Here is a 13241-nt window from a genome sequence, read left to right as displayed (position 1 = left end):
CGGGTGGCGCTTTACGTGATCGATAAGGAATCAACGGATGCTACAAGTTCAGTTTGCTTCGAAAAAACGTCGTGCGGATCTCGCGCTGGTCCTCGCCTTGTGGCACGAATTCATGGCGGAGTGGCATCCGGAGGAGCCGGAACCGCTGCGCGCCCGCATGCCGCGCCGGTCCGCGAATGCAACCCTCTCGGCCTACCTGAAAAGCGCGGCATGGCCGGACATCACGCGCGAGCAGGCCGAACGTGCCTGCGGGTTCGACATCATCCTGCGGCTCGCCTCCGGGCTGATCGATACGAGTCACAGCACGGATGACTTCTTCACGCGCGCCGACAACGGCAAGTGGTTCCGGCCGGTCGACATGCCGAGCGCGACGCAGAAAAAGCTGATTCGCGGGGTCGAGCTGACGCCGGAAGCCGTCGAAGCCTGGTCCGGCGCGAGCGACGACGAGCGCCGGCAGGCACTGGGAGAGGCGCGCCGGTTACTGGAGTCGGACCTGGAGTCGCAAGGCATCCCGGTGCAGTTGCTGCCGCACGAGAGAACACCCGCCGCCGCGTCGTCGGCGACACCGTCTGCGCAGACCCGGACAGGCTGTCTCGAAGCGCTCGTCAAGGACATCCACGAGCAGCCGTTCCAGCGCATCTACCGCAAGCGCCCGTTCGGCGCACCCGTCAAAGGGTGGGACGACCGCCTGCGCGCCTACTTCTGGCCTGCGCCCGCACAGGGTTACCAGGAGACCGCCGCGGGTATGCGCGACATCGCGCAGACGGCGCGCCAGTTGGCCGAGGCGCTCGCCGAACAGGGCACGTGGGACGCGGACGAGCAGGCGCGCGCGGTCGCACTGGCGCACGCCATCTTCACGTGGGGTGGCGTACCCCAGGACCCGAAGACCGTCTCCGCGAGCACGGTCCAGGACGTCGTGCGGGCCGCGCTCGACAACGACGCCGACGCGCGCGCGCACATGAACAGCGGCTGGACCAAGGTCGCCGCCTTCGTGACGGACCACGTCGACGGCCGCGAGACGGGACGTCCGCAAGCGATCTGGGACAGCCGCGTGGCCACGTCCATCGTCGGCCGCCTCGACGGCCTGCTCCCCGCGGGCATGGACCCGGCCGCACTGTTTCCCGGCGTCGGCACCGTGCCGGGGCGCGGCGGCACCCGTCCGCGCGCGCTGTCCGCGCGCTGGCCGTCGGGCTACAAGACCTGGACCGGCCAGGTCGCGGGCAGCCAGGTGGTGCGCGACATCCGCGACATCCTGAACAACGGCGCTTATCCGAAGATGCCCCTGCCGGACGGCGGCGCCGGGGCATGGACGACGCGCGGCGTCGAGATGGTGCTGTTCATGGACGGTTATTGACAGCCATGCCCCGATTGATCGAACACATCGACGCGATCGCACGCAAACAGGGGCGCGACGTCCTCTACCTCGAGTTCCATCCGCAAGCGCCGGGCGAACGCAAAGGCTACGACTACGCACGGGATCCGGTCCGTGCCGGCGTGCTGGCCTGGCTCGACCAGAACGCGGTGCGTTGGGACGAATGCGGGCCGATCGCCGACCTGCGCGTCATGCCGCCCTACCGTGGCCAGGTGTACATCGAAGTGCCGTACGACGAAGCGCTGCCGGCATAACGTGCGGTGCGCGACTACCTCGAGCATCCGGACGGCAGCATGCGCCAGCCCGGCGTGCGGTTCTATTTGCTCACACACAAGTTCGCCATGACGAATGCCGAACATGACGCGCCCGGCTTCTGGGAACACTGGTTCGAGGACTTCTGACCGTCTGCGCTGCTATCGGAAATGCACGAAGCGGGCACCGACTGTAGCAGTTGCACCACGTATCGTTGCAACGGCTGCCACGAATCTGCCCGCTCGTTCCAGATTTCATCCCGGTCTGTCACCCGACTGCTGTACTCTGGGTGACTTCACCATTCGAGCCCGGATACGTCGATCATGAGAAACCAGATGAACATGCCAGACAGCGCTGTCGCGCTCATGAACTACGTCGACGGTGCCGGCTGGACCGAGCATGCGGAGGTCGTCGTGCAGATCATGATGTCGAGCGTGCATCCGGACATCGAGTCATCCATCGCGACGGTGGCATGCCTTCCGAATCACCTGCGTACGAACGTCGCCCATTACCTGACCGAGATCCTCACGGGCGCCGTCGACAACGAGCAGCGCCACGCCATTTTTTCGTGGACGCAGTGCTGGGCGCTGGCGAGCCTGGACCAGTAACCGCCGCCGCATCGCACGACCGCCTTTGCCGACGATATCCTGGCCTGCGCACGTTCCCTGATCGCCGCCGGCGGTTACAACGGATTCTGCTATGCAGACATCGCCGAGGTCGTCAGCATGCGCAAGCCGGGCATTCATGCCTCATCCCCCCTCGAACGTCGGCGCCAATCGGCCATGGCACGGACTCGCCGTCCGTCAGGCTGGCGCTGGCCTGCGTGTTCGTGCTGTTCTAGCTTGGTACCGGTTACCAGATGTTGCGCCCGCGCCAGCGGCATGAAAAGTCAGCAACACTTCGGTAATTTTTACAGTTGAGGATGAGTCTGACGGCGGTGCTATTCCAAGCCATTGAAACCAAAGCGTATTTTTTCCTTGGCATGGACATTGCTGGCTATCCGGCAAAACAAAGCGCGAACAGCAGTCTGTTGCCCAGGAGACCATCATGAACTCGTCCGCGAACAACCCGCCGATCCCCCTGTGGAGAATCAACCGGTCCGTACTGTTAGGCATGTGCCTGATTGCACTGACTGCCGTGCTGTTTTACGGACCGGTCTTGTTGCTACTGTGGCGCGAGCTGGAGTGAGGTTGAGCCTGCTTACAGCCGTCCACGCAGTTCGAGCGCGATCGCACGCGGCTTGCTCACATAGCTGTAAGGCGAGCCGACGACCGAACCGAGCGTGCTGATCGCGATAGTTTGCCGGTTGGTGAGGTTCGTCACGACCGTGCCCACGCCCCAGTTGCCGGACGGCGCCGTCCAGCCGAGGCGCACGTCGACTTTCTCGCGCGCCGCCCCGGTATCGACGCTGCCGTCGGGGTTGCACGTTCCCTGCGCCCGCGTGTCGGCATTGCAGCGCCGCTCACCGATGTAGCCGAGCATCACGTTGAAGTCCGCCGTCCCGTTCCACAGCGTCCAGCGCGCAGTGGCGCCGGCACTGGCGCTCAGGCGCGGCGCGCCGGCCGGCTGGCCGTCCAGCCGGACACCGGACGGCGACACGTAATGCGCATAAGTCTGGTCGATGTAGGCCAGCGCGCCGTTCAGGCGCCAGATCCGGTTGAGCGCCCACTGCGCGCTCAGCTCGGCGCCCGTCGCGCGCTGGTCGCTGTTGACGACCTGGTAGCTGGGCACGCCGGCGCCGGCATTGGCCGCCACCAGGGTCAGGCTTTGCAGGTTGGTGTAGTCGTAATGGAAAATCGACGCCTCGTAGGACAGGCCCAGCGCACGCACCCGCCCCTTGATGCCGATCTCGGTATTCGTCACCAGTTCCTCGTCGTAATAGCCATTCACGCCGAGGGCATCGAAACCGCCGGCCAGGTAGCCCTTGCTCCACGACCCGTACACCATGTGGTCCCGCGTCAGGTGGCGGTCCAGCACGATGCGCGGGCTGAAGTTGTTCCAGCTCCTCGATGCCGGGAACGGGCTGGTGCTCGATACGGTGTTGTTGAACTCGACGTTACGTGCCACCACGGCCTGCAGCGATGCCGCCTGTTGCGGGGTCAGCAGTTTCAGGGCGACCGCGGTCGGAAACAGCTGTGCTTGCTGCATGACGGCGAGGCGAGCGTCGAGCTCGCTGGCGATACGCGGCGGGTTATACCAGCTGAAGCGCTTGTCGTCGTGCGTGAAGCGGCCGCCGACCGTCAGGTTGGTGGCCGGGCTCACATGCCAGAGCAGGTCGCCATACACGGCATAGGCGCGGTATTCACCCTTGTCGTGGATGCTCTCGCGCCACGGCAGGCCGGCAAGGCTCAGCCCTTGCAGCGCCGCGTTGCCGGTGGCACGGCCGATGCCCTGGGCCAGGCCTGTCAGTGTGGCATAGGGCGCGCTGCCGGCGGCATGGCGAATCAGCGTGTCCAGCGACAGCGTCGTCAAGTCCACGTGCTGCGCCTGGGTGGCGCGCTCGCGATAGGCACTGGCGCCGCCCACCCAGTCGAGCGCGCCGTTCTGTCCGCTCAACTTGAATTCCTGCTGCCAGGTCGAGTTCGATTCGCCGTTGCCGATGCCGATATACGCCGCCGGATTCATCGACCCGTCGTTGTCCTGCCAGTTCCGCGTGTTGAAGTGGCGGTAGGCGGTGATGCTGCTCAGTGTCGCATGGCGCAGCGGCGTCGTCACACGCAGCGTGAGGCCGTCGAAGGTGCGCGCCTGCGCATTGGGTGCGGCGTCGTTGGCCAGCGGCTGCCTGCGCGGATCGACCCACGCCGCGGGCCCGCCAAAGTCGATCTTCCCGCCCGTGAGGGAAAACACCGGCGGGCCGGACACACGCATCACCCCATGTTCCCAGCCGAGGATGGCGTCGGTGTCGTCGCGCCGCCAGCGCACGGCGGCGCGCAGGCCGCGCTCGCCATCGTCGCCCATGCGCTGACCATTGAAGGTGTTGCGGACCCAGCCGTTGTCGCGCTGGTCGACCGCCGAGATGCGCAGCGCCAGTCCCTCGGCCAGCGGGGTGTTGTAGAGCAGTTCGGTATGGACCGCCCCACGCGTGCCGACCCGGACCAGTCCACTCGCTTCGGTCCGCTCGACGGGATCGTTGGTGACAATGGAGATGACGCCGGCTGCCGCATTGCGTCCGAACAGCGTGCCTTGCGGACCTTTCAGCACTTCGATCCGCTTGACGTCATTGAAGTTCAGCAGCGATCCACCGGTCTTGCCGACATACACGGAGTCGGTGAAGATGCCGACCGGCGAGTCCGTGCCGATGCCGTAATCCTCGGTGCCGACGCCACGCAGGAAAATGATCGGACGGGTGGATTGCAGCGGCTCGACCGACAAGCCGGGGACGAACGCGTCCATGTCGGCCAGGTTGACCACGCCGACATCCCTGAGCGCACTGCCGGCCAGCGTCTGCACGGCGATCGGCACGTTCTGGATGTCCTGGCTGCGGCTCTGCGCGGTGACCGTGACCACCGGCATGGCATCCTGCGCGCGACAGGCCTGCGGCACGCCCGCTGCCGCAACGGTCGTGGTCAGTGCAAGCCTGACGGCATGCCGGTTCATCCCCCGACGCAAATTCCGCTGACTCGATTTCATTATTGCCCCGTGAACCATTCGATCAATGCGATATCCTGATCACAACGGCAAACCTTGGCAAGGCCAATCGAGCGCTTTGCTGCATGTTTTTCTCAGGCAGGTCTCGCCCTCGCCCGGCCCGCTTCGCTTCATACATCCAATAGTCGGCTTCCTTGACGAGGATCGTCGTGCCGTTCACTTCCAGCGCCGTGATCCGCACTTCCACCGTGAGCCGGGAACTATGATCTGGAAGCTAGACAAGGGGGCTGGGCATACCTGCCGAACTCATGGCGATTCACTCGCCTTCGTTCGGTTTGCTCAACACCGCTCCTGCCCTAAGTCAATTCTTAGTTGCTTTACAGCATCCATGCTGAGCTTTTAGATCTGGGAATCTAAATAGTGCAACTAATGATGAAACGCTACGCCAGAGTTATTGCGCTCTGCGCCACCATGCTCCTTAGCAGTTGCGGTCATTCGGTCGAACCGTTGAAGCCCCAGGACCTTGAACTCTGGGTGCGTGCTTACGAAAACATTGCATCTGTCTCGCCCGACTTGCTCGACCAGAAACGCGCCAGTCGCGCAGGTACACTTCTAGCATGCTCGGCCTGTCGCTCGACCCTTGGGGACCAAGTGGTCAAGGCCGGCTACCCTAGCTTACAGGCGTTTCTTGTCGTCGATACGCGGATCCGGGTGGCTCAGGTGGACTTTCTTCACCGACAAATGACCAATGCTCTCGATTCACTCGACCACGGACTCCAGGCAGATGCGAAAGAATCATGTACACGTTCGGGTTCGCCAGATCCGAACCGGCGAATGATGGAACGCGGCATGACGCTCATCTGCTGGGTGCTGGCGAAAAAGGTCGAGCAAATGAGAAAAACCAGCGAAATCGAAGATGCGGTCATCAGCAAAATGACAATCGAAAGTGACGTGGTCTTCGTCAGCGAGAACTACGCGACCTTGGACCGGACGCTTTCCGATACGCGCCTGATCGAGGATTATCGCAATGATCTGTTACCCGAAGAAAAGGATTCGCTTGATCCGCAGCGCGTTCGGGCGTGCAACCGCCTTGAGCTCGGCCTTGGCGATGAAAAGGACAAAACCAAATGTCCTGAAATAAAAACGCATGAGTTCTGGCCGCGATGAGCATTTCCGTTACTCGCTATTTGGGACCTGGTCATCGAAGCAGACCGTTGCCGAACAGGCGATCGTCGCACGCATCCTGGAAGCGCCGCCGCCCCCGGAAGGTCCGCCTGCAAACGCGGCGCTCGGATGGATACGCCTGATAGCCATGCTGCCACCCGCATTTCGACGCGCCTTGCATGCGGAGCTGGTCGCTAGCAACGCCATCTCCGGCATTGAGTGGTCGGACAGGCCCGCCCCGAACAGCGTTATCGTCTATATGCAACATCGTTTTACGGTCGCGCGGCGTAGCCCCCTTCCGGCGTGGCGTGGAGGAACCTTGATGATCCCCACTAAGCAGGAGCTTGAGCAGAAAGATGAAGGCCGCGTTTTTTTGGCGACCTGGTAGTGCTGGCGCCGCTACCGCCTACGCCCAGATAACGTCATTCCTCCAGGCCTCGCTCGCAATGAGCGATTGCAGTTTCTCCTGCAGCATCGTCGACCATGCCTCGACCAGCCTGGACGGGCGGTTCTCGCGCAGCGTCGTAATGGCCACGGTCGACCGGATCGAAGGACGTTCGATGGCGTGGGCGACGACATCGCCGCGCGCCACCTCGTCCTTGATCGCGACTTGCGTCAGGATCGAATAGCCCAGTCCCGCCTTCACCAACTGCTTGGTCAGGGCGACGCTATCGACTTCGATCTCGACCCGCAGCCGCACGCCGTGCTGGATCGCGGCCTGTTCCACGAGGCGGCGATTGCTGTGGGGTAGACCAGGGAGGATGAGAGGAATGTCCGCGAGATCCCGGATGTGGTAACCGCGCTTCCGTTCCGCCTCCCCGGCCGGGCCGATCAATATCATGGGCTCGCTGAACAATGGACGGACATTGAACGCATCGAGCAGCGGCTGGTTGTACACGACCGCCAGGTCGACCCGCTTGTCGAGCACCCACTCCTGCAATGAACTGCTGAGCCCTTCGCGCAGGTGCAACGTGACGCGCGGCCAGCGTGCGCGGAAGTCCTTGATCAGGTCGGCGCCGATCAGTGCCCCGATCGTCGGCGGCAGCCCCACGGCGAGATGCCCACCCTCCTCGTCCGCGCTGGCACGGACCTGTTCGCCGGTCTCGTTCACCATGTGCGTGATCATCTCGGCCCGTTCCAGCAGCCTGGCACCGGCGGCGGTCAGGCGCACGCCGCGGCCATGGCGGATCAGCAGCGGTACGCCGATTTCCTCTTCCAGCTTCGCGATCTGCCGGCTCAACGCAGGCTGGGCGATGTAGAGCTCGGACGCCGCACGGCTGAAGCTCCCGGACCGCGCCACGTGAATGAAGCTCCTGAGTTCTCGTATATCCATATCCACCACCAGCCATGCCGAAGAAGCATAGGATCATATATTCATACGGTCTTTGTCAAAGTTTTTGCTTGAACCTATGCTTCATACAAATAGCAAGCCACTCAAAACAAGACGCCATCGGCGACCTTAGGAGACGTGATGAAACAACTGAAGAAACTGCATGTGCAGGTATTGATCGGGCTGGCGTGCGCCGTCGTGCTCGGTCTGGTGGCACCCGCCACCGCCATCTCGATGAAACCGCTGGGACAGGGCTTCATCGCACTGCTGAAGATGATGCTGGCACCGATCATCTTCTGCACCCTGGTCCAGGGTCTCGCCCACGTCAAGGACATGCGCAAGCTGGGACGGCTGGGACTGAAATCGCTGGTCTACTTCGAGGTCGTCAGCACGGTCGCAATGATCATCGGCTTCGTGTTCGTCAACGTCTTCGAACCCGGCGCGGGACTGCACGCGACGAACATGGTGGAAAGCGCGGATGCCCTGAAGGCGACGGCCGGCGCCGGCCAGATCTCGGCGGTCAACTACCTGCTGGGCCTGATTCCACACACTCTCGTGGACGCATTCGCCAAGGGCGACATCGTGCAGGTCCTCATCATTTCCATCCTCGCCGGACTGGCCCTGAACGTCACGGTCGGCGCGGATTCGATCCTCCTGCGCGGCATCGACGAAGCGCAGGCCGTCCTGTTCAAGATGCTGGCGTTCATCATGAAGCTCGCGCCGCTGGGGGCATTCGGCGCCATGGCCGCCGCGATCGGCAGCTACGGCGGCATGACGCTCGTGTACCTGTTGAAAGTCATCGTCGTGTACTACGGCGCATCGCTGGTGTTCGTGTTCGGCGTCCTGAGCTCGATCAGCTGGATGATCGGCCTGCCGTTCTTCGGCGTGCTGAAGCTGATCCGCGACGAGATCCTGCTGATCTTCGGCACCGCATCCAGCGAAGTCGCCTTCCCGCGCCTGCTCGAAAAACTGCAGCGCGCCGGATGCGACGAGGTCGTGGTCGGCTTCGTCCTGCCGGCCGGCTACAGCTTCAACCTGGACGGCACGTCCATCTACATGGCGATCGCGATCGGCTTTATCGCCCAGGCCACGGACACGCCGTTCTCGCTCTGGCAGCAGCTGGGCCTGCTCGCCATCCTGAGCCTGACCTCGAAGGGCGGCACCACCGTGGCCGGCGGCGCGTTCGTGAAACTCGCGGCGACCCTGCAATCGGTGCGCACGTTGCCGCTCGGCGGCCTGGGCCTGCTGTTCGGCATCGACCGCGTGATGGCGACCGCCACCGCCCTCGTCAACGTCGTGGGCAATACGATCGCCGTCTTCGCCATCTCGCGCTGGGAGAACGGCTTCGATGCGGAAGCATTTGCCCGCGAAACGGGAACGCGCCCCCGCCGCACCCGCCTGCAGCCGGACAAGGCCGCGGTGCAATCCCAGCCGGCCCAATCGAACATCTGAAACCAGGAAACCACCATGCCACGCATTTCGCCTATCGATCCCGAGCGTCTCGACGCCGAGCAGCGCGCCGTCCACGACGCCATCGCCAGCGGCCCGCGCAAGGGTGTCCGCGGACCGCTCGCGGTGTGGCTGCACCGCCCGCAGCTCGCCGACCGCGCCCAGGCGCTGGGCCGCTACTGCCGCTACGACAGCAGCCTGCCGCCGCGCCTGTCCGAACTCGCCATCATGCTGATGGGTCGCCACTGGCTGGCCGAGTACGAGTGGGCGGCGCACAAGCCGTTCGCGCTGGAAGCCGGCGTGTCTCCGGACGTGCTCGATGCGATCCGCGACGGCCGCGCGCCGGCTTTCACGAAGCGCGACGAAGCCTTGATCCACGCGTTCATGCAGCAGCTCCATGAACGCCGCGCCATCGACGACGCGCTGTATGCCGACCTCGAACGCGAGATCGGCCGCGACGCCCTGGTGGACCTGGTCGGCGTGGCCGGCTACTACACGCTGATCTCGATGACGATCAAGGTCTTCGAGGTGCCGCCGCCCGCCGGCACCGCACCGGAACTCCCTACCTCCACGAATTAAGGAAAGCAGCATGAAAACTTCAACCGCACACCCGTCCATGGCGCCGGGACGCCTGAACAACAAGGTCGCCATCGTCACCGGCGCCGGCTGCGTCGGCCCGGGCTGGGGCAACGGCCGCGCCGTCGCCGTGCTGTTCGCCCAGGCGGGCGCAAAGATCTTCGCCGTGGACAAGAGCATGGAAGCGATGGAAGAGACCGTCCGGCGCGTCCGTGAAGCCGGCGGCACGATCACGGCGCACACGTGCGACGTCACCGACAGCGCCGCCGTCGAGGCCATGGTCGCAGCGTGCACGGCCGAATACGGCCGGGTCGACATCCTGGTCAACAACGTGGGCGGCTCGGCGGCCGGCGGTCCGGTCGCGCTGTCCGAAGACAAATGGGATGCGCAGGTCGCCTTCAACCTGAAGAGCGTATTCCTGACCTGCAAGCACGTACTGCCCGTGATGGAAGCGCAGGGCTGCGGCGCGATCGTCAACACGGCGTCGACCTCCGGCATCCGCTGGACCGGCTCCGCGCAGGTCGCGTATGCCGCGTGCAAGGCCGGCGTGATCCAGCTGGGCAAGGTCGTCGCCGTCGAGTATGCGAAAAAAGGCATCCGCGTGAACACGGTCGTGCCGGGCCAGCTGCACACGCCGATGGTCGAAGTCCGCCTGGCCGGCCAGCGCAGCGGCGGCGACGTCGACAAGCTGCTGGAAAGCCGACTCGCGCGCATCCCCCTCGGCTTCATGGGCGACGGCCGCGATACCGCCAACGCGGCGCTGTTCCTCGCGTCCGACGAAGCGCAATTTATCACCGGCACCGAAATCATCGTCGATGGCGGCATGACCGCACGGTGCGACTGATGGTCCGGCCCGCGCTCACCGGCGGCCTGTGGGACTGCCATACGCATATCTACGGACCCTGGGATGCCTTTCCCCTGCCCGCCACGGCCGCGTACCGGCCGGCAGCGGCGCCCATGACCGAGCTGCTGGCGATGCACGAACGGCTCGGGATCGGCCACGGCGTGCTGGTGCAGGCGGCCTGCTACCAGTCGGACCACGGCGCGCTGCTGGCGGCGCTCGCGGCGACGGATGGACGCTACCGCGGCGTGGCGCTCGTCGACGAGACCATGGATGACGCCGACCTGCGCTCGCTGCACGACGGCGGGGTCCGCGGCGTGCGCTTCAATTTCATGGGACACCTGCCCGGCGACCGCGACCTCGACCGGTTGCGCAGCGTCGTCGAACGCGTGCGCCCGCTGGGCTGGCATGCGCTGCTGCACGGCCCCCTCGCGCGGATCCTGCCGGTGCTCGATGCCTGGCGCGACCTCGACGTGCCGCTCGTGATCGACCATATGGCGCGCCAGGACGCGACGCGCGAATGGGACGAGCCCGCCTTGAAACTGCTGGAACGCCATCTGGCGCATCCGCAGCGGTGGATCAAGGTGTCCGGCGTCGACCGCGCGATGCAGGGCGCGCCGGCGCCGTGGCCCGCCGCGCTGCCGCTCGCCCGGCGCCTGCTCGCCGCCGCGCCGCAGCGCGCGATCTGGGGCACGGACTGGCCGCACCCGAACATCCAGGGCCCGGTGCCCGATGACGGCGAGCTGCTCGACTTCCTCGTAGAGGTCTGCGGTGACGCGGCGACCGCACAGGCCGTACTGGTGGATAACCCGAAGCGACTGTATTTCTGACCACACGATTGCACCACTCGAATAACGACAAGGAGACGATGAATGAACAAATCAAGTAACCGTGCTTGTGCGACAGCCCTGCTTGCCCTCGGCTGTTCGGGGCTGTTGTCGGCCACCGCGCAGGCCGCCGACATCCATGTCCTGGCCACGGGCGCGCTGTCGGCGGCGTTCAGGCAGCTCGGTCCCGATTTCGAGAAGAAGTCCGGCCACCACCTGGTCGTTGCGTGGGGCCCGTCCTACGGTAGCTCACCCGATGCGCTGCCCATGCGCATCCAGGCCGGCGAAGCGATGGACGCCTGCTTCATGATCAAGGCGGCGATGGCCGATCAGATCAAGCAGGGCAAGCTGCTGCCCGCGACCGCCGTCGACCTGGCCGAGTCGCGCGTCGGCGTCGCCGTACGGGCGGGCCTGCCCCGGCCGGACATTGCGTCGGTCGACGGCCTGCGCGCCACGCTGCTCGCGGCGAAGTCGGTCGCGTTTTCCGAGGGCGCGAGCGGCAAGTACATCGTCGGCACCCTGTTCCCCGAGCTCGGCATTGCCGACGCGATGAAGGCGAAAAGCGTACCCATCCACGGACGCGAACTGGTCGGCACGGCCATCGAGCGGGGCGACGCCGACCTCGGATTGCAGCAGATCAGCGAGCTGCGCGCCATCCCCGGCATCCAGTACGTCGGTCCTCTCCCGGAAGCCGTGCAAAAGGTCAGCGTCATCTCCGCGGCGATCGGCAAGGACGCCAGGGAACGCAAGGCCGCCGAGGCATTCCTCGCCTACCTGAAGACGCCGGACGCCGCAGCGACGTTCGTGAAGACGGGGCTCGACCCGATCGGCGCGAAATAAACGAATAACCACGACAGACAGGAGACTCACATGAAACTTCGCAAGCTCAGCTACGCATTCGTCCTCACCGCAACCTTGTCGGCATGCGCGTTCGCCGGCACGGCCGTCACGGCGGATCATCAACTCGTCAAGTACGGCGACGTGCAGATCGACGTGATGCGCCAGGGACAAGGCCCCGTCATCGTGATGCTGCCGTCGCTCGGCCGCTCGGTGCGGGACTACGACCAGGTCGCCGAACGCCTGGTGGCGGACGGGTTCCGCGTGCTGCGTCCCGAACCGCGCGGGATCGGACTCAGCAAAGGTCCGATGGAGAATCTCAGCGTGCACGATTTCGCGAAGGACGTCGCCGCCGTGATCGAGCACGAGAACAAGGGCCCGGTCGTGGTGGTCGGCCATGCCTGGGGCAACTTCGCGGCGCGCCAGCTGGCGGCCGACCGGCCCGACCTCGTGCGCGGCGTCGTCGTCGCGGCCGCGTCGGCGGGCAAGGTGCCGCCCGGGTCCAACGAAAAGCCGATCGGCCCGGAGATGCGCAAGGCGATCGACGGCCCCTCCGACATGAAGCTGCCGGAAGCCCAGCGCCTCGAATACTTGCGCAAGGCGTTCTTCGCGCCCGGCCACGACCCGCGCGTGTGGCTGACCGGCTGGCACCAGGAAACGCACGAGGCCGAATCGCACGCGCGCAACACGACGCCGGTCGACGATTACTTCGCCGCGGGCACGGCGCCCATCCTCGACCTCCAGGCCGAAAACGACGCCGTGGCGCCGCGGCGCTTTTCGCAGGTCCTGAAGAACATGCTGGGCGACCGGGTCACCGTCGTCGTCATTCCGAATGCCGGCCATGCGCTGGCGCCCGAACAGCCGCACGCCATGGCCGACGCGATCGCCGCGTTCGCGCGCAAGGTCTTCGCGGATAAATAAACCCTTCCCGCCCGCATGCGGCATCGAACCGCCCGGCGTACAAGCCGGGCGGACGGCACTCCTTTACCTGTTCGGTCAATACCA

General features: G+C 65.2%; 16 protein-coding genes. 13 read left to right on the top strand and 3 right to left on the bottom strand.

All coding sequences use genetic code 11. From position 1 onward, the window contains the following. Positions 1-37: 37 nt before the first annotated feature. The 5 genes from ACEN98_RS12745 (at position 38) to ACEN98_RS12725 (ending at position 2812) form a co-directional block, all read left to right on the top strand. Entirely contained in the window at positions 38-1354 is a 1317-nt protein-coding gene (locus ACEN98_RS12745; RefSeq protein WP_413384800.1) for a hypothetical protein, read from the top strand. Between the two features lie 5 nt (positions 1355-1359). After that, positions 1360-1626, top strand: coding sequence for a hypothetical protein (locus ACEN98_RS12740; protein ID WP_413384798.1), 267 nt, complete (start codon positions 1360-1362; stop codon positions 1624-1626). Between the two features lie 6 nt (positions 1627-1632). Continuing rightward, on the top strand, positions 1633-1773 hold the full coding sequence (locus ACEN98_RS12735) for a hypothetical protein (protein WP_413384796.1): 141 nt from the start codon (positions 1633-1635) through the stop codon (positions 1771-1773). 186 nt (positions 1774-1959) lie between these two features. Continuing rightward, positions 1960-2232 (top strand): hypothetical protein, encoded by a 273-nt coding sequence (locus ACEN98_RS12730; protein WP_371768232.1) that lies wholly within the window; start codon positions 1960-1962, stop codon positions 2230-2232. A gap of 439 nt (positions 2233-2671) precedes the next feature. Further along, positions 2672-2812 carry a hypothetical protein gene (locus ACEN98_RS12725; RefSeq protein WP_413345219.1) on the top strand — a complete coding sequence of 47 codons (141 nt, stop codon included), beginning with the start codon at positions 2672-2674 and terminating at the stop codon, positions 2810-2812. Positions 2813-2824: 12 nt separating this feature from the next. Here ACEN98_RS12725 and ACEN98_RS12720 read toward each other — a convergent pair whose 3' ends face one another. Together ACEN98_RS12720 and ACEN98_RS12715 are read right to left on the bottom strand one after the other, a co-directional pair. After that, complete coding sequence (locus tag ACEN98_RS12720; RefSeq protein WP_413384794.1) at positions 2825-5221, bottom strand: TonB-dependent receptor; 2397 nt, start codon at positions 5219-5221, stop codon at positions 2825-2827. Between the two features lie 55 nt (positions 5222-5276). Further along, on the bottom strand, positions 5277-5459 hold the full coding sequence (locus ACEN98_RS12715) for a hypothetical protein (RefSeq protein ID WP_413384792.1): 183 nt from the start codon (positions 5457-5459) through the stop codon (positions 5277-5279). Between the two features lie 185 nt (positions 5460-5644). Here ACEN98_RS12715 and ACEN98_RS12710 point away from each other — a divergent pair, with 185 nt between their 5' ends. Both ACEN98_RS12710 and ACEN98_RS12705 read left to right on the top strand, forming a co-directional pair. Continuing rightward, a complete protein-coding gene (locus ACEN98_RS12710; protein WP_413384790.1) occupies positions 5645-6379 on the top strand; it encodes a hypothetical protein in 735 nt (244 codons plus the stop codon). Further along, the gene (locus ACEN98_RS12705; RefSeq protein WP_413384788.1) at positions 6360-6764 is read left to right on the top strand and encodes a hypothetical protein; all 405 of its coding nucleotides are present in this window, start codon (positions 6360-6362) and stop codon (positions 6762-6764) included. The genes ACEN98_RS12710 and ACEN98_RS12705 overlap by 20 nt, the downstream gene beginning before the upstream one ends. A gap of 18 nt (positions 6765-6782) precedes the next feature. On the opposite strand, the gene ACEN98_RS12700 is transcribed toward ACEN98_RS12705, so the two are convergent. Next, entirely contained in the window at positions 6783-7709 is a 927-nt protein-coding gene (locus ACEN98_RS12700; RefSeq protein ID WP_413384786.1) for a LysR family transcriptional regulator, read from the bottom strand. 138 nt (positions 7710-7847) lie between these two features. Between ACEN98_RS12700 and ACEN98_RS12695 the strand changes: the two genes are divergently transcribed. Genes ACEN98_RS12695 through ACEN98_RS12670 form a run of 6 tightly spaced genes read left to right on the top strand, consistent with a single transcriptional unit; the run spans position 7848 to position 13157 of the window. Beyond that, a complete protein-coding gene (locus ACEN98_RS12695) occupies positions 7848-9158 on the top strand; it encodes a cation:dicarboxylate symporter family transporter (protein ID WP_413384783.1) in 1311 nt (436 codons plus the stop codon). A 15-nt stretch (positions 9159-9173) separates the two neighbouring features. Further along, a complete protein-coding gene (locus ACEN98_RS12690) occupies positions 9174-9734 on the top strand; it encodes a carboxymuconolactone decarboxylase family protein (RefSeq protein WP_413384781.1) in 561 nt (186 codons plus the stop codon). A gap of 10 nt (positions 9735-9744) precedes the next feature. After that, positions 9745-10575 (top strand): SDR family NAD(P)-dependent oxidoreductase, encoded by an 831-nt coding sequence (locus ACEN98_RS12685; RefSeq protein WP_413384778.1) that lies wholly within the window; start codon positions 9745-9747, stop codon positions 10573-10575. Next, the gene (locus tag ACEN98_RS12680; RefSeq protein WP_413385982.1) at positions 10575-11402 is read left to right on the top strand and encodes an amidohydrolase family protein; all 828 of its coding nucleotides are present in this window, start codon (positions 10575-10577) and stop codon (positions 11400-11402) included. Before ACEN98_RS12685 ends, ACEN98_RS12680 begins: the two co-directional genes overlap by 1 nt. Positions 11403-11444: 42 nt before the next feature. Next, on the top strand, positions 11445-12239 hold the full coding sequence (locus ACEN98_RS12675; RefSeq protein WP_413384776.1) for a substrate-binding domain-containing protein: 795 nt from the start codon (positions 11445-11447) through the stop codon (positions 12237-12239). Positions 12240-12269: 30 nt separating this feature from the next. Continuing rightward, positions 12270-13157: an alpha/beta fold hydrolase gene (locus ACEN98_RS12670; protein WP_413384774.1), complete on the top strand. Its 888-nt coding sequence runs from the start codon at positions 12270-12272 to the stop codon at positions 13155-13157. Positions 13158-13241: the final 84 nt, after the last annotated feature.

Origin of the sequence: Massilia sp. CT11-137, assembly GCF_047302885.1 — a bacterium.
GTDB classification, from domain to species: Bacteria; Pseudomonadota; Gammaproteobacteria; order Burkholderiales; family Burkholderiaceae_D; genus Telluria; species Telluria orientalis.
Note: the sequence above shows the minus strand (reverse complement) of the source record. Positions and strands in the feature narration are given on the sequence as shown.

Excerpts from the sequence above, each read along its gene's own strand:
- ACEN98_RS12705 (WP_413384788.1), top strand. The coding sequence starts at position 6,360 with ATGAGTTCTGGCCGCGATGAGCATTTCCGTTACTCGCTATTTGGGACC.
- ACEN98_RS12730 (WP_371768232.1), top strand. The coding sequence starts at position 1,960 with ATGAACATGCCAGACAGCGCTGTCGCGCTCATGAACTACGTCGACGGT.
- ACEN98_RS12740 (WP_413384798.1), top strand. The coding sequence starts at position 1,360 with ATGCCCCGATTGATCGAACACATCGACGCGATCGCACGCAAACAGGGG.
- ACEN98_RS12685 (WP_413384778.1), top strand. The coding sequence starts at position 9,745 with ATGAAAACTTCAACCGCACACCCGTCCATGGCGCCGGGACGCCTGAAC.
- ACEN98_RS12675 (WP_413384776.1), top strand. The coding sequence starts at position 11,445 with ATGAACAAATCAAGTAACCGTGCTTGTGCGACAGCCCTGCTTGCCCTC.
- ACEN98_RS12710 (WP_413384790.1), top strand. The coding sequence starts at position 5,645 with ATGAAACGCTACGCCAGAGTTATTGCGCTCTGCGCCACCATGCTCCTT.
- ACEN98_RS12690 (WP_413384781.1), top strand. The coding sequence starts at position 9,174 with ATGCCACGCATTTCGCCTATCGATCCCGAGCGTCTCGACGCCGAGCAG.
- ACEN98_RS12680 (WP_413385982.1), top strand. The coding sequence starts at position 10,575 with ATGGTCCGGCCCGCGCTCACCGGCGGCCTGTGGGACTGCCATACGCAT.
- ACEN98_RS12695 (WP_413384783.1), top strand. The coding sequence starts at position 7,848 with ATGAAACAACTGAAGAAACTGCATGTGCAGGTATTGATCGGGCTGGCG.
- ACEN98_RS12670 (WP_413384774.1), top strand. The coding sequence starts at position 12,270 with ATGAAACTTCGCAAGCTCAGCTACGCATTCGTCCTCACCGCAACCTTG.
- ACEN98_RS12720 (WP_413384794.1), bottom strand. The coding sequence starts at position 5,221 with ATGAACCGGCATGCCGTCAGGCTTGCACTGACCACGACCGTTGCGGCA.
- ACEN98_RS12725 (WP_413345219.1), top strand. The coding sequence starts at position 2,672 with ATGAACTCGTCCGCGAACAACCCGCCGATCCCCCTGTGGAGAATCAAC.
- ACEN98_RS12700 (WP_413384786.1), bottom strand. The coding sequence starts at position 7,709 with ATGGATATACGAGAACTCAGGAGCTTCATTCACGTGGCGCGGTCCGGG.
- ACEN98_RS12745 (WP_413384800.1), top strand. The coding sequence starts at position 38 with ATGCTACAAGTTCAGTTTGCTTCGAAAAAACGTCGTGCGGATCTCGCG.